We start from the raw sequence: 20045 nt of genomic DNA, 5'->3' as shown, positions 1-20045 counted from the left end.
CCTTGTCTGCTCGCTCAGTTACGCACCGGCTTGCCGGTCTGCAACATGCCCATGATCCGTTCCTGCGTCTTCTGCGTGCCGAGCAGCTCGACGAACGCGCGACGCTCGAGCGCAAGCAGCCATTGCTCGTCGACGAGGCTGCCGGCTTCGACATCGCCGCCGCACACGGCTTCCGCGATGCGGCTCGCGATCAGGTAGTCGTGGTCGCTGATGAAGCGGCCGTCACGCATGTTGACGAGCGATGCCTTGATCGTCGCGATCGCCGAACGGCCTGCCACCGGCACGTCCTTCGCACGCAGCGGCGCACGGTAGCCGACGGCGGCCAGCGCACGGGCTTCCTTCTTCGCGGTGTCGAGCAGTTCGAACACGTTGAAGACGATCGTGTCGGACGGCTTCAGGTAGCCCATCGCACGCGCATCGTGCGCCGACGACGACACCTTCGCCATTGCCGCATTCTCGAACGACTTCGTGACGAACTTCAGGATGTCGGTGGTCGCGTTCGCGGCCGTTGCGGCATCCGCCGCGCGCAGCGCCGCTTCCTTCAGGCCGCCGCCCGCCGGCACGAGGCCGACGCCCACTTCGACGAGACCGACGTAGCTCTCGACGTGCACGACGCGCTTCGCGCTGTGCAGCATCAGCTCGCACCCGCCGCCGAGCGCGATGCCCGACACGGCCGCGACGACCGGCACGTTCGCGTACTTCACGCGCAGCATGCCTTCCTGGAATTTCTTCACGAACGGCTCGATGCCCTTCGCGCCGCCCATCATGAACGCGGGCATCGCCTCTTCGAGGTTCGCGCCGGCCGAGAACGGGCCGCCCGGCGTGCCGAGCTTCAGCGACGTCGGCTGCCAGATCACGACGCCCTTATAGTCCTTCTCCGCGAGTTCGATCGCCTGCACGAGGCCGTCGATCACGCTCGGTCCGATCGTGTTCATCTTCGACTTGAACGACACGATCACGACGTCGTCCTCGCCGGCGCGATCGTCGACCCATGCACGCACCGCGTCGGTTTCGAACAGCGTCTTGCCGTACGACTTCGGATCGGCGCCCGCTTCGCCGATCAGCGGCGCGCGGAATACCTGCTTGTCGTAGACGGCCAGGTCGGAGCGCGGCACGAAGCGCTTCGATGCCGGCGCCCACGAGCCTTCGGCCGTATGCACGCCGCCCTTCTCGGCAACCGGGCCTTCGAGCACCCACGACGGCAGCGGCACGTTCGCGAGCGCCTTGCCGGCCGCGATGTCCTCCTGCACCCACTCGGCGACCTGCTTCCAGCCGGCAGCCTGCCAGCCTTCGAACGGGCCTTCGTTCCAGCCGAAGCCCCAGCGGATGGCGAGATCGACGTCGCGCGCGTTGTCGGCGATCGATTCGAGATGCACGCCGATGTAGTGGAACACGTCGCGGAAGATCGACCACAGGAACTGCGCGTGCGGATGGTCCGTCTCGCGCAGCAGCTTCAGGCGTTCCGCCGGCGGGCGCTTCAGGATGCGGCCGACGGTCTCGTCGGCCTTCGCGCCCGCGTCGACGTAGCTGCCCGTCTTCGCGTCGAGCACCTTGATCGCCTTGCCTTCCTTCTTGTAAAAACCGCCGCCCGTCTTCTGGCCGAGCGCGCCCTGCTTCACCAGCTCGGCGAGCACGGCAGGCGTCTGGTAGACCGGGAAGAACGGATCGTCGGCGAGGTTGTCCTGCATCGTCTTGATCACGTGCGCCATCGTGTCGAGACCGACCACGTCCGCGGTGCGAAACGTCGCCGACTTCGCGCGGCCGAGGCGGCTGCCCGTCAGGTCGTCGACTTCATCGAAGCGCAGGCCGAACTTCGCGGCCTCGGTGATCACCGCGAGGATCGAGAAGATGCCGACGCGGTTCGCGATGAAGTTCGGGGTGTCCTTCGCACGCACGACGCCCTTGCCGACGATGCTCGTCAGGAAGGTTTCGAGCTGGTCAAGAATCTCCGGGCGCGTATGCGCGGTCGGGATCAGCTCGACGAGGTGCATGTAGCGCGGCGGATTGAAGAAGTGCACGCCGCAGAAGCGCGACTTCAGCTCGTCCGAGAAACCTTCGGACAGCTTCGTGATCGACAGGCCCGACGTGTTGGTCGCGAAGATCGCGTTCGGCGCAATGTGCGGCGCGACCTTCTTGTACAGGTCGTGCTTCCAGTCCATCCGCTCGGCGATCGCTTCGATCACGACGTCGCACTCGGCGAGCTTGGCGATGTCGTCTTCGTAGTTCGCGGCTTCGAGGTATTTCGCGTCGTCCTTCACGCCGAACGGCGCGGGCGACAGCTTCTTCAGGTTCTCGATCGCCTTCAGCGCGATCGCGTTTTTCGGGCCTTCCTTGGCCGGCAGGTCGAACAGCAGCACCGGCACGCGCGCGTTGACGAGGTGCGCGGCGATCTGCGCGCCCATCACGCCAGCGCCCAGCACGGCGACCTTGCGAATCAGGAAATTGCTCACGGGATGTCTCCGGATAGTGTCGTGCAGCGCGGGTTGTAAGGGCTGCACGGCGAAGTGAGTACCAGGAACCGTTGCGTTCGGGCGGCGCACGGCGCACCGCCCGGACTCGCGTCAGAACAGCGATTCGTCGACTTCCATCAGCGTCTTCGAACCGGCGCGCGCGGCGCGGATCGTCGCGGCCGTCTCGGGCAAGAGGCGCGCGAAGTAGAAGCGGGCGGTGGCGAGCTTCGACTTGTAGAACGGGTCGCCCGACGCTTCGTTGTCGAGGGCGATACGCGCCATGCGTGCCCAGAAGTACGAGAACACCAGGTGGCCGACGGTGCGCAGGTACGGCACGGCGGCGGCGCCGACTTCGTCCGGGTTCTGCATCGCCTTCATGCCGATTTCCATCGTCAGCTTCTGCACCTTCTCGCCGATGTCGGCGAGCGGATTGATGAACTCGGCCATCTCCGGCTTCACGCCTTCGGCTTCCGCGAATTCGGTGACGAGCTTGCCGAACTTCTTCAGCTTCGCGCCCATGTCGCCGAGCACCTTGCGGCCCAGCAGGTCGAGCGACTGAATCGAGTTCGTGCCCTCGTAGATCATGTTGATCCGCGCGTCGCGCACGTATTGCTCCATGCCCCACTCGGAGATGAAGCCGTGGCCGCCGTAGATCTGCATCGCGTGGTTGGTCGACTCGAACGCGTTGTCGGTCAGGAACGCCTTGATGATCGGCGTGAGCAGCGCGACGAGGTCGGCCGCTTCCTTGCGCACCGCTTCGTCGCCGTGCGACAGCTCCTTGTCGATCTGCAGCGCGGACCAGTACGTGAACGCGCGCGCGCCTTCCGCGTAGGCCTTCTGCGTGAGCAGCATGCGACGCACGTCCGGGTGCACGATGATCGGATCGGCCGGCTTGTCCGGTGCCTTCGGGCCCGTCAGCGAGCGCATCTGCAGACGTTCCTTCGCATACGTCAGCGAGTTCTGGTAGGCGACTTCCGTGAGGCCCAGGCCCTGCATGCCGACGCCCAGGCGCGCGGCGTTCATCATCACGAACATCGCGTTCAAGCCCTTGTTCGGCTCGCCGACCATCCAGCCCTTCGCGCCGTCGAGGTTCATCACGCACGTCGAGTTGCCGTGGATGCCCATCTTGTGTTCGATCGAGCCGCACTTGATGCCGTTGCGCTCGCCCGGCTCGCCCGCGGCGTCCGGAATGAATTTCGGCACGATGAACAGCGAGATCCCCTTCGTGCCTTGCGGCGCGTCCGGCAGGCGCGCGAGCACGAGGTGGATGATGTTCTTCGACATGTCGTGCTCGCCGCTCGAAATGAAGATCTTCGTGCCGCTGATCGAGTACGAGCCGTCGCCGTTCGGTTCGGCCTTGGTGCGCAGGATGCCGAGGTCGGTGCCGCAGTGCGGCTCGGTCAGGCACATCGTGCCCGTCCATTCGCCCGACACGAGCTTCGGCAGGTATTGCTGCTGCAGTTCCGGCGCGCCGTGCGCGTGCAGGCATTCGTAGGCGCCGTGCGACAGGCCCGGGTACATCGTCCATGCCTGGTTCGCGGAGTTCAGCATTTCGTACAGCGCGTTGTTCACGAACGCGGGCAGGCCCTGGCCGCCGTAGTCCGGATCGCAGCCGAGCGCCGGCCAGCCGGCCTCGACGTACTGCCGATACGCTTCCTTGAAGCCGGTCGGAGTCTTCACGACGCCGTCGCCTTCATACGTACAGCCTTCGCGGTCGCCGACCTGGTTCAGCGGAAACAGCACCTCGGAGCAGAACTTGCCCGCTTCCTCCAGGACCTGGTTGATCGTGTCGGCGTCGAGGTCCGCATGCCGCGGCATTTGCTTGACCTCGGCTTCGACGTTCAGAAGCTCGTGCAACACGAATTGCATGTCGCGCAGCGGCGCGGCGTACTGTCCCATGACTCTCTCCAAAGGTGGGCAAACGGCTCGAGCTCCTGGCGGGCGGTTCCGCGCCGCTAACGGCTCTCGCTCTGATACGAAACGATCGTCTTTTCCAGCGCGGCCCACGTGAGGCGCACGGCATCCGGCGAATGCAGGAATCGTGCGTCGTGATGCAGGCCGAGCGTGAAGCTGTACAACTCGAAGAGCATCAGGTCCGGATCGGAATCCGCACGCAGATGGCCTTCTTCCTTCGCCTGCGAAATGGCGCGCAGCAACGCGGCACGCCAGGCGGTCACGCTCGCGATCAACTGCTCGCGTACGGGGCTGTCAGGCCGGTCGTCGTACTCGACGGCGCCGCTGATGTAGATGCAGCCAGTCGTCACCTCCTGGATGCGCTTCTCGATCCATCGCGCCAGCATCGCCCGCAGACGAGGCAGACCGCGCGGCTCGCGCAGGCTCGGAAAGAACACCTCGTTTTCGAAACGATGGTGATACTCGCGGACAACCTCGACCTGCAGGTCTTCGCGCGATCCGAAGTGCGCGAACACGCCGCTCTTGCTCATCTGCATGCGCTCGGCCAGCAGGCCGATCGTCAGCCCCTCCAGCCCGTCACGGCTGGCGAGGTCCAAAGCAGCTTCGAGTATCGCGGCACGCGTCTGTTCGCCTTTTCGCATAGCTATTTCTGTAACCGTTCGGGGGTTCAAATAAAATCGAACGGCCGTACTATTATTGAGTGCGACCGCTCGCGAAACAAGGAAATTATTAGAAACCGGTGTCTAACCGAGCCGCTATTTTGCGCGATTCCGGCGGGACCGGAGCGGCTTTTCCGCACGAACGTGCGGACAGATATTTTGAAGCGAGTGCTGAGTCGGCTTCAGTCGTAACCGCCGACGGTCAGCGCCTTCATCACGATGCGGTACGTGTTGTACGCAAGCCAGTTCAGGATACGCTCGATACGCGGCCGTGCGGCATACCGCGCGGCGTCGATTTCGCGGCCTTCGGAGAAGGCGGCCGCGATCGCGTCGCGCAGTTCGTTCGTGACCCTGTCGTAGCGCACCAGCACGACATTGGCCTCATTGTTCAGCATCAGGCTCAGCGCGTCCAGATTCGACGAGCCGACCGTCGCCCAATTGTCGTCGATCACGGCCACCTTGCCGTGCAGGATCGTCTTGTCATATTCCGCCACGCGCACGCCGGCGCGCAACAGCGAGTGATACAGGAACGGCACGGCCGTATCGAGCGCCGTGAATTCCTTGCGTCCGATCAGGATGCGCACGTCGACGCCGCGGCGTGCCGCGCCCGTCAGCGCACGGCGCAGCTTGCGGCCCGGCATGAAGTACGGGTTCGCGAGCAGGATCCGTTGGCGCGCCTGGCCGATCGCCGCGAGATAGGCCTTCTCGATCGCGCGGCGGTTCACGACGTTGTCGCGCGCGACGAACGCGACGCTCGGCTCCGTCACGATCCGCAGCGCGCCGGCCTTGACCCACCGATGGCTGCGCATCCAGCGCCGAAACATGTCGGGAAACGCTTCGCCGCCGTGCAGCCCCGCCGCGTACTGCGCATACGGCTTGTGGCCGAACTGGATCCGATGCCACTGCAGTTCGAACGCGGCGCTCACATCCGCCACCGCCGGCCCCGCCATCTCGACCGCGAAATCCCAGCGCGGGAACGGCAACGTCGCGCTGCCCTGCGTGAAGTCGTCGACGATGTTGATGCCGCCGCAGAACGCGGCCGTCCGGTCGATCACCGCGAGCTTGCGGTGCGTGCGCGAGAAGCCGAAGCGGCCGAACAGGTAACGGTTGTAGATGCAGTGCTCGACTCCGGCCGCAGCCCACGTGTCGAACAGCGGCTGGCGCGCGGTGCCGACGCCGTCGGTGATCACGCGCACGCGCACGCCGCGCTGCACCGCGCGGATCAACGCGTCCGACACCGGTCGGCCGGCCGCATCGTCGCAGAAGATGTAGGTTTCGAGCATCACCTGCTCGCTCGCCGCATCGATCCGCTCGATCAGCGCGCTGAAGAATTCGCTGCCGGTCTCGCACAGCCGCACCGTGTTGCCGGCCGTGAATGCGAGCCGCGACGCGGAGCCGCGCTCCTGCAGGAACATCTGCCGCAATTGCGCGAAGCGCTTGCGGGTTTCCGCATTCATGCCGACGAGCCGTGCGGCGCGTGGGCGAGCGCCACGCGCACGGGCAATTGCAGGATCGCTTCGGCGTTCGATGGCGAGAAGCAGCGCGCGGCCGCCTCGCGGAACGGCAGCCACGCATGGTCGACGTGCTCGCGCGGCGACAGCGTCACGTCGACGCGGCCCGGCACGCACAGGCCGAACCAGTGCTCGACGTTGCGCGTGACGCCTGGCGCGTAGCGATGCAGGTATTGCGGGTAGATGGCGTATTCGATCCGGTGGTGCCAGTCGACCAGCGCGGTGGCCGGCACGTCGTGCGTGCCGACCGAGATGCCGGTTTCCTCTGCCACTTCGCGTGCGGCGGTAAGCGCGAGCGGCTCGTCAAGCGCGTCCTTCGATCCGGTCACCGATTGCCAGAAATCGGGCTGGTCGGCACGCTTGATCACCAGCACGTCGAGTTCGGGCGTGTAGATCACGACGAGAACGGATTCGGGGATTTTCGGCGGCTTCGTCATCTTGGTTTCATGCGGCACCGGGCCGTGCGGCGGGCCCGTGCCCGAACGTGCGGCAAGTGCTGCGACTGTACCGCAAAAAACGAAAAAGGCGCACCACGGCGCCTTTTTCGTTGGGTGTCGTGCGCGCGTCGCCGCGCGCACGCGTTGCGACAAGCGTTACGCCTTCGGCTGTTCCGGCTGACGCAGACGGATGTGCAGTTCGCGCAGCTGACGCTCGTCCACCGGGCTCGGCGCCTGCGTGAGCAGATCCTGCGCACGCTGCGTCTTCGGGAACGCGATCACGTCGCGGATCGAATCGGCGCCGGCCATCATCGTGACGATGCGGTCGAGACCGAATGCGATACCGCCGTGCGGCGGCGCGCCGTACTGCAATGCGTCCAGCAGGAAGCCGAACTTCAGTTGCGCCTCTTCCGCACCGATCTTCAGCGCGCGGAACACCTTGCTCTGCACTTCCTCGCGGTGGATACGGACCGAGCCGCCGCCGATTTCCCAGCCGTTCAGCACCATGTCGTAGGCCTTCGCGAGGCAACGGCCCGGATCGGTCTCGAGGTATTCGAGGTGCTCGTCCTTCGGGCTCGTGAACGGGTGGTGTGCCGCGACGTAGCGCGCATCTTCGTCGTCGTATTCGAACATCGGGAAGTCGACGACCCACAGCGGCTTCCAGCCGGCCTGGACGAGGCCGTTCGCCTTACCGAATTCCGAATGGCCGATCTTCAGGCGCAGTGCGCCGAGGCTGTCGTTGACGACCTTCGCGCGGTCGGCCGCGAAGAAGATGATGTCGCCGTCTTCAGCGCCGGTGCGCTCGAGGATCGCCGCGATCGATGCGTCGTGCAGGTTCTTGACGATCGGGCTTTGCAGGCCGTCGCGGCCCTTCGCCTTCTCGTTGACCTTGATCCATGCGAGGCCCTTCGCGCCGTAGATGCGCACGAATTCCGTGTAGCCGTCGATGTCGCCACGCGACAGCTCGCTGCCCTTCGGCACGCGCAGCGCCGCGACACGGCCGTCCTTCGCGTTGGCCGGCGTGCTGAACACCTTGAAGTCGACGTCCTTCATCGCGTCGGTCAGCTCGGTGAATTCGAGCTGCACGCGCAGATCCGGCTTGTCCGAACCGAAACGCGCCATCGCTTCCGAGTACGGCATCACCGGGAATGTCGCGTCGAGCTCGACGTCGATCGTCGTCTTGAAGATGTGACGGATCATGTCTTCGAACAGGTCACGGATTTCCTGCTCGCCGAGGAACGACGTTTCGCAGTCGATCTGCGTGAATTCCGGCTGACGGTCGGCGCGCAGGTCTTCGTCGCGGAAGCACTTGGTGATCTGGTAGTAACGGTCGAAGTTCGCGACCATCAGCAACTGCTTGAACAGCTGCGGCGACTGCGGCAGCGCGAAGAACTGACCCGCGTTCACGCGCGACGGCACGAGGTAGTCGCGCGCGCCCTCCGGCGTGCTCTTCGTCAGCATCGGCGTTTCGATGTCGATGAAGCCCTGCTCGTCGAGGTACTTGCGCGCTTCGATCGCGACACGGTAGCGCAGGCGCAGGTTGTGCTGCATCTGCGGACGGCGCAGGTCGAGCACGCGGTGCGTGAGGCGCGTCGTTTCCGACAGGTTGTCGTCGTCGAGCTGGAACGGCGGCGTGACCGACGCGTTCAGCACGTTCAGTTCGTGGCACAGCACTTCGATCTTGCCGCTCTTCAGGCCGGCGTTGACCGTGCCTTCCGGACGGTTGCGCACGAGGCCCTTGATCTGCACGCAGAACTCGTTGCGCACGCCTTCGGCGGTCGCGAACATTTCCGCGCGATCCGGGTCGCACACCACCTGCACGAGGCCTTCACGATCGCGCAGGTCGATGAAGATCACACCGCCGTGATCGCGGCGGCGCTGCACCCAGCCGCACAGCGACACGGTTTGGCCCAGCAGGTGTTCGGTCACGAGACCGCAGTATTCAGTACGCATCGACATGATGTTTGCTTTCGTTCGGTTTGATCAACGGGCGCCGCAACGCGCGGCCCGGGCGATGATTCTTTACTTACAGCGGCGGCTCGACGGGACGGCGGGCGGGCGCCGGAGTCGGCGCCGGAGGCGCCACGACGCCCATCGAGACGATGTACTTGAGCGCGGCATCGACCGACATGTCGAGTTCGATGACTTCGCTCTTGGGCAACATCAGGAAGAAGCCCGACGTCGGGTTCGGCGTCGTGGGCACGTACACGCTCACGTACTCTTCCGTCAGATGGTTGACCACGTCGCCGCCGGGCGCGCCGGTCAGAAACGCGATCGTATACGAGCCGCGACGCGGGTATTCGATCAGCAGCGCCTTGCGGAACGCGTTGCCGCTGCTCGACAGCAGCGTGTCCGACACCTGCTTGACGCTCGTGTAGATCGGCCCGACGACCGGGATGTGACGCACGACCGCGTTCCACCACGTGACGAGCTTCTGGCCGATGAAGTTCTGCGTGGCCAGCCCGACCACGAAGATGAACGCGAGCGTCAGCACCGCGCCGATCCCCGGCAGGTGGAACCCGAGCACGCGCTCGGGCTGCCACGATTCGGGCAACAGGAGCAGCGTCTGGTCCATCGTGCCGATGATGAGGCCGAGCACCCACAGCGTGATCGCGAGCGGGACGAGAACCAGCAGGCCGGTCAGAAACACCGATTTCAGGGTCGTCTTTTTCATCATCTGCCGTCAATGAACCGCGCCGGCGGCGCGGTGTGGGCGCGGCCCGACCGGGCCGCGACTGTCAACTGCCGGCGGCGGGCGCCACGGCCGGGGCCGGCGCAGCGCTCGTCGTCGTACTTTCGGAACTCGCGGCGGCCGGCGCGGCGGCCGCGGGCGCTGCGTCGGCCGGCGCTGCAGCACCGTCGCTCGACGCCGTGGCCGGCGCGCTGGTGCCGCCCGAGCCGCCGCGGAAATCGGTGACATACCAGCCGGAACCCTTCAGCTGGAAGCCGGCGGCGGTGACCTGCTTGCGAAAAGCATCCTTCCCGCATTCCGGGCACTGCGACAGCGGCGCGTCGCTCATCTTCTGGAGTACATCCTTCGCGAAACCGCACGCTTCGCATCGATAGGCGTAGATCGGCATGATATTTTTCCCGCAGAAACTGGAAACGGCTTGCAAAACCTTGAATTATAGCCGAAACCCCGGCGCGCTCCGGCAACGGGCGCGACGCACGGGGATCAGCGACGGCGCCACGTGAGCCAGCGCTCGTGCCCTTCGAACACGGCCAGCGAATCGGTCACGGGCAGATCCTCGATCTGTTCGAAGTGCGGCGCGAGCAACGCATCGAGTTCGGCACGCTCGATTCCGAACGGCGGCCCCTTTGGTTTCGCCATCACGAAGAAATAGCCGGCCAGCAATCCGCCGGCGGGCAAGAGTTCGGCCATCCGCGCCGCATAGTCCGCGCGCAGGCTCGGCGGCAGCGCGCACAGGAACGCGCGCTCGTACACCCACTGCACGCCGAACGGCGGCCGGTATGCGAAGAAATCGGCCTGCTCGACGACGTCCGCATGCGCGCCGAGTTGCGCCTTCGCGGCCGCCACCGCCTGCGCGGCGAAATCGATCGCGCGCACGGGCCAGCCGGCCTGCGCGAGCCAGCCGGCCTCCTGCGCGCTGCCGCAGCCCGGAATCAGCACCGCGCACGGCTCGCGCCGCTGCGCGAACGCGCGAAATCCGTCCGGCACGCCGCCGAATTCCCACGGCGTCACGCCGCGCGCGAAACGCTCGTCCCAGAACGACGCGTTGCCGGGGTCGCGCGTCGCGAAATCGGCCACGCCGGGCGCTGAAGGTTGTTTCGGTTCGGGCATCGCGCGGCTCCTTTCGATCATGCGCCGTACGCGAGCACGAGCAGCACGCGCGCGACCAGCGCGCCGACACCGACGGCGAGGCCAAAGATCAACAGCGCCTGCATCAGCCGGTTCGTACGTTTCTGCTCGATGAGGATCTGGCGCATCAGGTCCTCGCTCGCCGCGCGCGGCGCGTCGTGGCGCGCCGCCATTGCGTGATGGATCAGGCGCGGCAGTTGCGGCAGCGTCTTGCTCCATTGCGGCGCTTCGACCTTGAAACGCTCATACCAGCCGCGCAGGCCGATCTGCTCGGTCATCCAGCGCTCGAGATACGGTTTCGCGGTCTTCCACAGGTCGAGTTCGGGGTCGAGCGAGCGGCCGAGCCCTTCGACGTTCAGCATCGTCTTCTGCAGCAGCACCAGCTGCGGCTGGATCTCGACGTTGAAGCGGCGCGACGTCGAGAACAGGCGCATCAGCACCTGGCCGAGCGAGATATCCTTCAGCGCACGGTCGAAATACGGCTCGCACACCGCGCGGATCGCGCTTTCGAGTTCCTCGACGCGCGTCTCGGGCGGCACCCAGCCCGATTCGAGATGCAGCGTCGCGACGCGGTGGTAATCGCGCTTGAAGAACGCGAGGAAGTTCTGCGCGAGGTAGTTCTTGTCGAAATCGGACAGCGCGCCGACGATCCCGAAATCGAGCGCGATGTAGCGGCCGAAGGTCTTCGGATCGAGGCTCACCTGGATGTTGCCCGGGTGCATGTCCGCATGGAAGAAACCGTCGCGGAACACCTGCGTGAAGAAGATCTCGACGCCTTCGCGCGCGAGCTTCTTGATGTCGACGCCCGCCGTGCGCAGCGTTTCGACCTGGCTGATCGGCACACCCGTCATGCGCTCCATCACGAGCACCTGCGACGTCGAGAAATCCCAGAACATCTCCGGCACGAGCAGCAGGTCGAGGCCCGCGAAGTTGCGGCGCAGCTGGCTGCCGTTCGCGGCCTCGCGCATCAGGTCGAGTTCGTCGTGCAGGTACTTGTCGAATTCGGCGACGACTTCGCGCGGCTTCAGGCGCCGGCCGTCGGCCCACATCCGCTCGGTCCACGTCGCAATGTCGCGCATCAGCGCGAGGTCGGAATCGATCACCGGCAGCATGTTCGGGCGCAGCACCTTGACCGCAACGGCCTTGCCCGCGTGCGGGCCCTGCTTGAGCTTCGCGAAATGCACCTGCGCGATCGACGCGCTCGCGACCGGCTCGCGCTCGAATTCGTCGAACAGCTCGTCGACCGGCGCGCCGAGCGACTTCTCGATGATCGCGATCGCGACTGCCGAATCGAACGGCGGCACCTGGTCCTGCAGCTTCGCGAGTTCGTTCGCGAAATCGACGGACAGCAGGTCGCGGCGCGTCGACAGGACCTGGCCGAACTTCACGAAGATCGGACCGAGGCTTTCGAGCGCGTGACGCAGCCGAACCGCGGGCGGCGACGAATAACGGCGACCGATCGTCGTGACGCGCAGCAGCAACTTCACGCGCCGGTCGTCGATCCGGGACAGCATCACCTCGTCGAGGCCAAAGCGGATGACAGTGTAGACAATCTTGATGAAACGAAAAATGCGCATGCCCTGCTGCCCTCAGTGCGCGCCGCGCGGGCCGGAACCCGTGCGCGCGCCGATTTTTTGTTCGAGTCGCTCGACCCGCTTTTCGACCCGCGCGAGCGCATCGCGCGCGCGCGCGAGCTCGGCGTCGAAGCCGCCGAGCGCCGTGCGCCGGACGACCTGCGGGTTTTCGTCGAGCCAGTATTCGGCGACGGAATCGAGCACGTTGCGGCCGGTGCGGCGCGCGCGCGCGCCGGCGTCGCGCACGACCGTCGCGATCCGGTACGCCGCCGCGTCGCCTACCAGCTTCGCGAGATCTTCTTCGGGTTCCCAGCGCAAATGCTCGGCCAGTTTCGCGATCTGCGCCGCGAACTCCGCATCGCCTTCGATCTTCACCTGCTTCATCACGGCAGCCTGGCCGCCCTGCAGGAATGCGGCGACCGTATCACCCGCGAGCGCGATCGACACGTCGACGTGTTGCGCATCGTGGGCTTCGACCGCGGACAGGTAGCCGTCGGGCTGCACGAGCAGCGTGAGCGTGACGGGCGGCACGTCGAGCCGGGCAGTCTTGCCCGCGTAGGGGGTCAGGCGGTCGCGCGCCCACGATTCGCGCGCGAGCAGGTGATTGACAGCAGCAGCAAAAGGCTTGGCGGCAAAGGTCATCGGGCTGGGGAAGAAAAAACCCGCGCGGGCCGGGCGCCCGCGCGGGTTTCTATTGTAACGTCGGATCATCGGCAGACCGCGGCCAACCGCACATCCGGGCGGCAACCGGTCGCAGCGCGGCGGCCGTCGCCCGGGAAGCCCTCGCCCGGGAAGCCGTCGTCCGGGAAACCGGCGGGCGGGGCCGCCAGCCACGTTCAGTGCGTGTTGATCTGCTGGATACCCGCGAGCAACCAGCCCTGACTGCCCGACTTCGACAGGTTCCACACCTCGTCGAACGGCGCGGCCGACGCATTCGCCGATTCGCGGATCAGGCCGTGGAAGCGCACGCTCGCCGACTGCTCGATGCCGCGATCCTCGATCGCGACCAGTTCCGCGTCGAGCTGCACGACGTCGGTCTGGTTCGACTCGTTGCCGCGCGAATCGAGGTCGATCTTGATCTCGGCGAACATTTCGGGCGTCGTGAACTCGCGGATGTCGGCCAGGTTGCCCTGGTCCCATGCCGCCTGCAGGCGTACGAAATAGACCTTCGCGCTGCGCAGGAACGCTTCGGTGTCGAAGCCGGCCGGCACCTGCAGCGGCGCGGCCGCCATCGCGCCCGCCGCTGCGGCAGCCGGCGCACCGCCGCCGAACACGCCCTGCGCTTCGTTCGCGTAGCTGCTGCCGCTGCCCGCATAATTGCTGCCGGTGTTGCCCTGCTGGAAAGACGGACCCTGCGAGTAGCTGCCCGACGACGATGCCGAGCCACCCACCGAGTACGCCGGCTCCTGCGGACGGCGACGGTTCATGAACTTGCGGACCAGCCAGATGCCGATCATCGCGAGCAGCGCGATCACGATGATGTTCGACATCATGCCGGCGAACGCTTCGCCGAGGCCGAAGTGCGACAGCAGCGCCGCGATGCCGAGGCCGGCCGCGAGACCGGCGATCGGCCCGAGCCAGCGCGAGCGGTTCGGCTGCGCGGCCGGCGCGGGAGCGGCCGGGTTCGCGCGCTGCGCCTGCGACGGCGCGGCCTGCTGCATCGGCTGCGCCGGCGGCGTGGCCTGGCGCTGCGTGACGGTGGAGCTCTGGCGGCCGATGCTGCGCCCGCCGCCCATGCGCTTGGCTTCAGCGTCGAGCGATGCGAACGTGCCGGCCGTGAGCAGGCCGACCATCAGCAGCGTGCCGACCCGTCGAGCCCACGGCTTCGACGGCTTGCTACGGTTGAACAACGAACGCGATTCGGCCATCAGTTTCTCCAGATGTAAGGCGAATGTATGGAAAGAACCCCTTAGTACTTGGTTCCTAGGTGTAAAGCTACCACGCCACCTGACAAATTGTAATATTTGACGGCATCGAGGCCTGCTTGTTCCATCATCGTCTTCAGGGTGTCCTGATCGGGGTGCATCCGGATAGATTCAGCAAGATACCGGTAACTTTCAGCATCTTTCGCGAATTTGTCGCCAAGCCACGGTAATACTTTGAAAGAATACAAATCGTAGGCTTTTTTCAGCGGATCCCAGACTTTCGAGAATTCCAGCACCATCACACGGCCACCGGGCTTCGTCACGCGGCGCATCTCGGCGAGCGCGGCGTCCTTGTGCGTCATGTTGCGCAGCCCGAACGCGACCGTGACCACGTCGAAGTAATTGTCCGGAAACGGAATTTTCTCGGCGTCGCACAGGAGCGACGGCGTCACGACGCCCTTGTCGAGCAACCGGTCGCGGCCCACGCGCAGCATCGATTCGTTGATGTCGGTGTGCCAGACTTCGCCCGTCGGGCCGGCCGCCTTCGCGAACGCCTTGGTCAGGTCGCCGGTGCCGGCAGCAATGTCGAGCACCTTGAAACCGGGGCGCACGTTCGCCTGCGCGATCGTAAACGCCTTCCATGCGCGGTGCATGCCGGCCGACATCAGGTCGTTCATCAGATCGTAGTTGCTCGCGACCGAATGGAACACGCCCGCCACTTTCTTCGCTTTTTCGTTTTCCTCGACGCTTTCAAAGCCGAAGTGGGTTTTGCTCATCGCGTTGATCCTCAGTAAATGGCAAGACGGCGCCGAGCGGGCGCCGTCGATTTCAGTGGCAGTGGCCGTGCGGCGCGGGGGCCGCCTGCATCGGCGCGTCACGCTCGACGCCCGCCGCCTTCAGTTTGTCGAAATAGTCGCGCCATAGCGCGTCCTGCTGCGTCGCCAGCTCGTACAGCAGATCCCACGAGTAGATACCGGTGGAGTGGCCGTCGGAGAACGTCGGCTGCAGCGCGTAGTTGCCCACGCCCTCGAGCGCGGTGATCGTCACCTCGCGCTTGCCCGTCTGCAGCGTTTCCTGGCCGGGCCCGTGGCCGCGCACCTCGGCCGACGGCGAATACACGCGCATCAGCTCGAACGGAATCCGGTAACTCTCGCCGTTCGGGTACTGCAATTCGAGCACGCGCGACACCGCGTGCACGACGACGCCGGACGGAATCGGCGTCGTGGAAGTCAAACCGCTCATGGCTGCCTCGGATCGGTCGTTCGTTGAATTTCCTCGCGCACCGCATTGTGCAGCAGCGAGGCCTGCGCCGCGCGCGTGCGCAGCAGCGCCCCGGACACGCTGCGCTGGCGCGGCGCCCAGACGGGCTGCGGGAAATGGGCGTCGTTCGAGAAGCGCGGGATCACGTGCCAGTGCACGTGCGGCACCATGTTGCCGAGGCTCGCGAGATTCACCTTGTTCGGCTGCATCACGCGGCGCACGGCCCGCTCCACCGCGCACACCACGCGCATCAGATGTGCCCGCTCGGGTTCGCCGAGATCGGAGAACTCGGCCACGTGCGCGCCCCAGATCACCCGGCAGAAGCCCGGGTACTCGTGCTCGCCCGTCGCAAGGACGACGCGCAGCATGTCGTCCTGCCAGAGCACCTCGCCACCGTCTTCACGGCAAAACACGCATTCCATCGTCGCTCCCATGTGGACGGGCGCCGGCGTTTCAGCGCCGGCGCCCGCTCTCATCCCAGGCCCCGCCGGGCGGTCGTCATGCCCGCATTAGACCAGCACGCGCTCGATCCCGCCATTGTTCGCATGTGCGACATAGTCGGCCATCCAGTTCTCGCCGAGCACCTGGCGCGCAATTTCGACCACGATGTAGTCGGCCTCGATGTTCGCGTCCTCGCTATAGCGCGACAGGCCCTGCAGGCACGACGGGCAACTCGTCAGGATCTTCACGTCCGGGCCGTTCGCGGCCGCGGCAGCCGGCGCGGGTGCGCTGCCGGCCACGACCGGAATGCTGCGCAGCTTCGCGGCACCCTTGCGGATCTCCTCTTCCTTGCGGAAGCGAACCTGCGTGGAGATGTCCGGACGCGTGACCGCGAGCGTGCCCGATTCGCCGCAGCAACGCTCGTTCTTCTCGATCTTGTAGCCGTCCTTCTCCGTGCCCATCAGCTCGTTGACGAGCTTCACCGGATCCATCGTCTTGATCGGCGTGTGGCACGGGTCGTGATACATGTAACGCGTGCCCGTCACACCGTCGAGCTTCATCCCCTTCTCGAGCAGGAACTCGTGGATGTCGATGATCCGGCAGCCCGGGAAGATCTTGTCGAATTCGTAGCCCGCGAGCTGGTCGTAGCAAGTGCCGCACGACACGACCACCGTCTTGATGTCGAGGTAGTTGAGCGTGTTCGCGACCCGGTGGAACAGCACGCGGTTGTCGGTGACGATCTTCTCGGCCTTGTCGTACTGGCCCGAGCCACGCTGCGGATAACCGCAGCACAGGTAGCCCGGCGGCAGCACGGTCTGCACGCCTGCTTCCCACAGCATCGCCTGCGTCGCGAGGCCGACCTGCGAGAACAGGCGCTCGGAACCGCAGCCGGGGAAGTAGAACACCGCTTCCGAATCGACGGTCGTCGACTTCGGGTTGCGGATGATCGGCACGATCTTGTTGTCCTCGATGTCGAGCAGCGCGCGCGCCGTCTTCTTCGGCAGGTTGCCCGGCATCTTCTTGTTGACGAAGTGGATCACCTGCTCGATGACGGGCGGCTTGCCGGTCGTCGCGGGCGGGTGCTGCGTCTGCTTCGTCACGACCTTCTTCAGCATGTCGTTCGCGAAGCGCTGCGCCTTGTAGCCGACGCCCATCATCACGCTGCGCGCGGCGTTGATCGTCTGCGGATTGGTCGCGTTCAGGAAGAACATGCCCGCCGCATTGCCGGCATTGAACTTCTTCTTGCCCATCTTGCGCAACAGGTTGCGCATGTTCATCGTGACGTCGCCGAAGTCGATCTTCACCGGGCACGGCGTCGCGCACTTGTGGCACACCGTGCAGTGGTCGGCCACGTCGTTGAACTCGTCCCAGTGCTTGATCGACACACCGCGGCGCGTCTGCTCTTCGTACAGGAACGCCTCGACCAGCAACGACGTCGCGAGGATCTTGTTGCGCGGGCTGTACAGCAGGTTCGCGCGCGGCACGTGGGTCGCGCACACCGGCTTGCACTTGCCGCAGCGCAGGCAGTCCTTCACCGAATCGGCGATCGCGCCGATGTCGGACTGCTTCATGATCAGCGACTCGTAACCCATCAGCCCGAAGCTGGGCGTGTACGCGTTGCGCAGGTCCGCGCCGTCGAGCAGCTTGCCCTTGTTGAAGCGGCCGTTCGGGTCGACGCGCTGCTTGTACGCGCGGAATTCGGCGATCTCGTCGTCGGTCAGGAACTCGAGCTTCGTGATGCCGATCCCGTGCTCGCCGGAGATCACGCCGTCGAGCGAACGCGCGAGCGTCATGATGCGCGCGACCGCCGCGTGCGCATCCTGCAGCATCTCGTAGTTGTCGGAGTTGACCGGGAGGTTCGTGTGGACGTTGCCGTCGCCCGCGTGCATGTGCAGCGCGACGAACACGCGGCCGCGCAGCACCTGCTTGTGGATCGCCTGCGCTTCGTCGAGGATCTGCTTGAACGCACCGCCGTTGAAGATCGCGCGCAGTTCCGCGCGGATCTCCTGCTTCCACGAGATGCGGACCGTGCGGTCCTGAGTGATGTGGAACACTGTCGCGCCCGGCTGCTCGTCCGCGCGATCCGCGAACTTCTCGGCGAGCGCCTCGTAACCGAGCTGCACGAGGTAATGCTGCGCCTCGCGCAGCGGCTGGTCGAGCCGGTCGCGCACGAATTCCCAGCGCGCGCGCACGCGCTTGAGCAACTCCAGCGCCTGCTGCACGCGGTCTTCCAGCAGTTCGGCGCTCGGGATCTCGTTCGCGTCGTCGGTCTTGCCGAGCGGCAGGTTGCCGGCCCTGAAGAACGCTTCGAGCGCGTCCACCAGCTGCAGCTTGTTCTTCAGCGACAGCTCGATGTTGATCCGTTCGATGCCGTCGGTGTACTCGCCCATCCGGTTCAGCGGGATGACGACGTCTTCGTTGATCTTGAACGCGTTGGTGTGCTTCGCGATCGCGGCCGTGCGGCTGCGGTCGAGCCAGAAGCGCTTGCGCGCCTCCGCGCTGACCGCGACGAAGCCTTCGCCGCTCTTGCCGTTCGCCATCCGGATCACTTCGGACGTCGCGTGCGCGACCGCATCGGCGTCGTCGCCGACGATGTCGCCGATCAGCACCATCTTGGGGAATGCGTTGCGCTTGCTCTTGGTCGCGTAGCCGACCGCGCGCAGGTAGCGCTCGTCGAGGTGCTCGAGGCCCGCGAGAATCGCGCCGCCCTGCTTCGACGTTTCGAACAGGTAGTCCTTGATCTCGACGATGCTCGGGATCGCCTCGCGCGCCTGGCCGAAGAATTCGAGGCACACGGTGCGCGTGTGCGCGGGCATCTTGTGCAGCACCCAGCGCGCGGACGTGATGAGCCCGTCGCAACCTTCCTTCTGCACGCCCGGCAGGCCGGCGAGGAACTTGTCGGTCACATCCTTGCCGAGGCCTTCCTTGCGGAAGCGCCGGCCTTCGATCTCGAGCATCTCGGTGCGCAGCAGCTTCTCGCCCGGCGCGTACGCGCCGTCGAACCACTTCAGCTCGAAACGCGCGACCGCGATGTCGTGGATCTTGCCCTGGTTGTGCTCGTGGCGCGTGACTTCGAGCCAGTTGCCGTCCGGGTCGACCATCCGCCACCAGGCCAGGTTGTCGAGCGCGGTACCCCACAGCACGGCCTTCTTGCCGCCCGCGTTCATCGCGACGTTGCCGCCGATGCACGATGCGTCGAGCGAGGTCGGATCGACCGCGAACACGTAGCCGGCCGCCTCGGCCGCTTCGGTCACGCGACGCGTGACGACGCCCGCGCCGGAGAAGATCGTCGGCACCTTGTGCGCAACGCCCGGCAACTCGGTAAGTTCAACCGCGCCGAGCTGTTCGAGCTTCTCGGTGTTGATCACTGCAGAGAACGGCGTGAGCGGCACCGCACCGCCCGTGTAACCGGTACCGCCGCCGCGCGGAATCACGGTCAGGCCGAGTTCGAAGCAGGCCTTGATCAGCGCCGCGATCTCGGCTTCGGTATCGGGGGTCAGCACGACGAACGGGTATTCGACACGCCAGTCGGTCGCATCGGTCACGTGCGACACGCGCGACAACCCGTCGAAGCGGATGTTGTCCTTCTGCGTGCAGCGGCCGAGCGCCTTGGTGGCACGGCGGCGCAGGTCGGCCATTTTCTCGAATTCGTCGGCGAACTCGTCGACCGCGCGTTGCGCGGCCGTCTCGAGCATCTCGACACGCGATGCGCGCTCGCGGCCCGCGTCGTCGTGGTGCTCGGTCAGGTCGGCGCGGCGGCGCTTGCCGATCTCGGTCAGGCGGTGGTTCAGCGCCTCGATCAGGAGCGCGCGGCGCTTCGGATTGTCGAGCAGGTCGTCCTGCAGGTACGGGTTGCGGCGCACGACCCAGATGTCGCCGAGCACCTCGTACAGCATCCGTGCCGAGCGACCCGTGCGGCGTTCGGCGCGCAGCTCGTCGAGCACCGACCACGCCTCCTCGCCGAGCAGGCGGATCACGATCTCGCGGTCGGAGAAGGACGTGTAGTTATAGGGAATCTCGCGCAGCCGGGGCGCGGGGTCGGCGGCGACGGTGGCGGCCGCGCCATGCGGATCGAAAACTTGTGGTGCGTTCATGTTCGGACGACTCGGAGGGC

At 65.9% G+C, this 20045-nt stretch carries 16 protein-coding genes; all 16 read right to left on the bottom strand.

What is annotated here, in order from left to right:
- Window positions 1–14 precede the first annotated feature (14 nt).
- Entirely contained in the window at window positions 15–2450 is a 2436-nt protein-coding gene (locus tag J7024_RS20870) for a 3-hydroxyacyl-CoA dehydrogenase/enoyl-CoA hydratase family protein (protein ID WP_124828993.1), read from the bottom strand.
- Window positions 2451–2561: 111 nt separating this feature from the next.
- Window positions 2562–4349, bottom strand: a complete 1788-nt coding sequence (locus J7024_RS20865; protein WP_175761542.1) for an acyl-CoA dehydrogenase C-terminal domain-containing protein — start codon at window positions 4347–4349, stop codon at window positions 2562–2564.
- A 56-nt stretch (window positions 4350–4405) separates the two neighbouring features.
- A complete protein-coding gene (locus tag J7024_RS20860) occupies window positions 4406–5005 on the bottom strand; it encodes a TetR/AcrR family transcriptional regulator (RefSeq protein WP_011885991.1) in 600 nt (199 codons plus the stop codon).
- A 200-nt stretch (window positions 5006–5205) separates the two neighbouring features.
- On the bottom strand, window positions 5206–6480 hold the full coding sequence (clsB, locus tag J7024_RS20855; protein WP_124828997.1) for a cardiolipin synthase ClsB: 1275 nt from the start codon (window positions 6478–6480) through the stop codon (window positions 5206–5208).
- Window positions 6477–6971 (bottom strand): dihydroneopterin triphosphate diphosphatase, encoded by a 495-nt coding sequence (nudB, locus tag J7024_RS20850; protein WP_124828998.1) that lies wholly within the window; start codon window positions 6969–6971, stop codon window positions 6477–6479. The genes clsB and nudB overlap by 4 nt, the downstream gene beginning before the upstream one ends.
- Before the next feature lie 156 nt (window positions 6972–7127).
- Complete coding sequence (gene aspS / locus J7024_RS20845) at window positions 7128–8930, bottom strand: aspartate--tRNA ligase (protein ID WP_085042373.1); 1803 nt, start codon at window positions 8928–8930, stop codon at window positions 7128–7130.
- 67 nt (window positions 8931–8997) lie between these two features.
- Window positions 8998–9648, bottom strand: a complete 651-nt coding sequence (locus J7024_RS20840) for a DUF502 domain-containing protein (RefSeq protein WP_175751297.1) — start codon at window positions 9646–9648, stop codon at window positions 8998–9000.
- Between the two features lie 61 nt (window positions 9649–9709).
- Entirely contained in the window at window positions 9710–10051 is a 342-nt protein-coding gene (locus J7024_RS20835; protein ID WP_175858569.1) for an FmdB family zinc ribbon protein, read from the bottom strand.
- Between the two features lie 95 nt (window positions 10052–10146).
- Entirely contained in the window at window positions 10147–10773 is a 627-nt protein-coding gene (locus J7024_RS20830; protein WP_124829004.1) for an SAM-dependent methyltransferase, read from the bottom strand.
- 17 nt (window positions 10774–10790) lie between these two features.
- Entirely contained in the window at window positions 10791–12368 is a 1578-nt protein-coding gene (gene ubiB / locus J7024_RS20825) for a ubiquinone biosynthesis regulatory protein kinase UbiB (protein WP_124829005.1), read from the bottom strand.
- Between the two features lie 12 nt (window positions 12369–12380).
- A complete protein-coding gene (locus tag J7024_RS20820; RefSeq protein ID WP_124829007.1) occupies window positions 12381–13007 on the bottom strand; it encodes a ubiquinone biosynthesis accessory factor UbiJ in 627 nt (208 codons plus the stop codon).
- Between the two features lie 194 nt (window positions 13008–13201).
- On the bottom strand, window positions 13202–14233 hold the full coding sequence (locus J7024_RS20815; RefSeq protein ID WP_124829009.1) for a Tim44 domain-containing protein: 1032 nt from the start codon (window positions 14231–14233) through the stop codon (window positions 13202–13204).
- A gap of 41 nt (window positions 14234–14274) precedes the next feature.
- Window positions 14275–15006, bottom strand: coding sequence for a bifunctional demethylmenaquinone methyltransferase/2-methoxy-6-polyprenyl-1,4-benzoquinol methylase UbiE (gene ubiE, locus J7024_RS20810; RefSeq protein WP_124829011.1), 732 nt, complete (start codon window positions 15004–15006; stop codon window positions 14275–14277).
- A 52-nt stretch (window positions 15007–15058) separates the two neighbouring features.
- Window positions 15059–15472, bottom strand: a complete 414-nt coding sequence (locus J7024_RS20805) for a gamma-butyrobetaine hydroxylase-like domain-containing protein (RefSeq protein ID WP_011886002.1) — start codon at window positions 15470–15472, stop codon at window positions 15059–15061.
- Window positions 15469–15912 (bottom strand): HIT family protein, encoded by a 444-nt coding sequence (locus tag J7024_RS20800; RefSeq protein WP_124829013.1) that lies wholly within the window; start codon window positions 15910–15912, stop codon window positions 15469–15471. The genes J7024_RS20805 and J7024_RS20800 overlap by 4 nt, the downstream gene beginning before the upstream one ends.
- 87 nt (window positions 15913–15999) lie before the next feature.
- A complete protein-coding gene (locus J7024_RS20795; RefSeq protein ID WP_124829015.1) occupies window positions 16000–20025 on the bottom strand; it encodes a DUF3683 domain-containing protein in 4026 nt (1341 codons plus the stop codon).
- Window positions 20026–20045 lie beyond the last annotated feature (20 nt).

Origin of the sequence: Burkholderia sp. WTPI3 (assembly GCF_021483755.1) — a bacterium.
Lineage (GTDB): Bacteria > Pseudomonadota > Gammaproteobacteria > Burkholderiales > Burkholderiaceae > Burkholderia.
The sequence above is the reverse complement of the archived record's forward strand: the minus strand, read 5'-3'. Positions and strand labels throughout refer to the sequence as shown.

Bases quoted from the DNA above. Each gene is read 5' to 3' on its own strand.
- J7024_RS20860 (WP_011885991.1), bottom strand. From the start codon at position 5,005: ATGCGAAAAGGCGAACAGACGCGTGCCGCGATACTCGAAGCTGCTTTG.
- J7024_RS20820 (WP_124829007.1), bottom strand. From the start codon at position 13,007: ATGACCTTTGCCGCCAAGCCTTTTGCTGCTGCTGTCAATCACCTGCTC.
- J7024_RS20840 (WP_175751297.1), bottom strand. From the start codon at position 9,648: ATGATGAAAAAGACGACCCTGAAATCGGTGTTTCTGACCGGCCTGCTG.
- J7024_RS20805 (WP_011886002.1), bottom strand. From the start codon at position 15,472: ATGAGCGGTTTGACTTCCACGACGCCGATTCCGTCCGGCGTCGTCGTG.
- J7024_RS20815 (WP_124829009.1), bottom strand. From the start codon at position 14,233: ATGGCCGAATCGCGTTCGTTGTTCAACCGTAGCAAGCCGTCGAAGCCG.
- clsB (WP_124828997.1), bottom strand. From the start codon at position 6,480: ATGAATGCGGAAACCCGCAAGCGCTTCGCGCAATTGCGGCAGATGTTC.
- ubiE (WP_124829011.1), bottom strand. From the start codon at position 15,006: ATGAGCAAAACCCACTTCGGCTTTGAAAGCGTCGAGGAAAACGAAAAA.
- J7024_RS20800 (WP_124829013.1), bottom strand. From the start codon at position 15,912: ATGGAATGCGTGTTTTGCCGTGAAGACGGTGGCGAGGTGCTCTGGCAG.
- nudB (WP_124828998.1), bottom strand. From the start codon at position 6,971: ATGACGAAGCCGCCGAAAATCCCCGAATCCGTTCTCGTCGTGATCTAC.
- J7024_RS20795 (WP_124829015.1), bottom strand. From the start codon at position 20,025: ATGAACGCACCACAAGTTTTCGATCCGCATGGCGCGGCCGCCACCGTC.
- ubiB (WP_124829005.1), bottom strand. From the start codon at position 12,368: ATGCGCATTTTTCGTTTCATCAAGATTGTCTACACTGTCATCCGCTTT.
- aspS (WP_085042373.1), bottom strand. From the start codon at position 8,930: ATGTCGATGCGTACTGAATACTGCGGTCTCGTGACCGAACACCTGCTG.
- J7024_RS20835 (WP_175858569.1), bottom strand. From the start codon at position 10,051: ATGCCGATCTACGCCTATCGATGCGAAGCGTGCGGTTTCGCGAAGGAT.
- J7024_RS20830 (WP_124829004.1), bottom strand. From the start codon at position 10,773: ATGCCCGAACCGAAACAACCTTCAGCGCCCGGCGTGGCCGATTTCGCG.
- J7024_RS20865 (WP_175761542.1), bottom strand. From the start codon at position 4,349: ATGGGACAGTACGCCGCGCCGCTGCGCGACATGCAATTCGTGTTGCAC.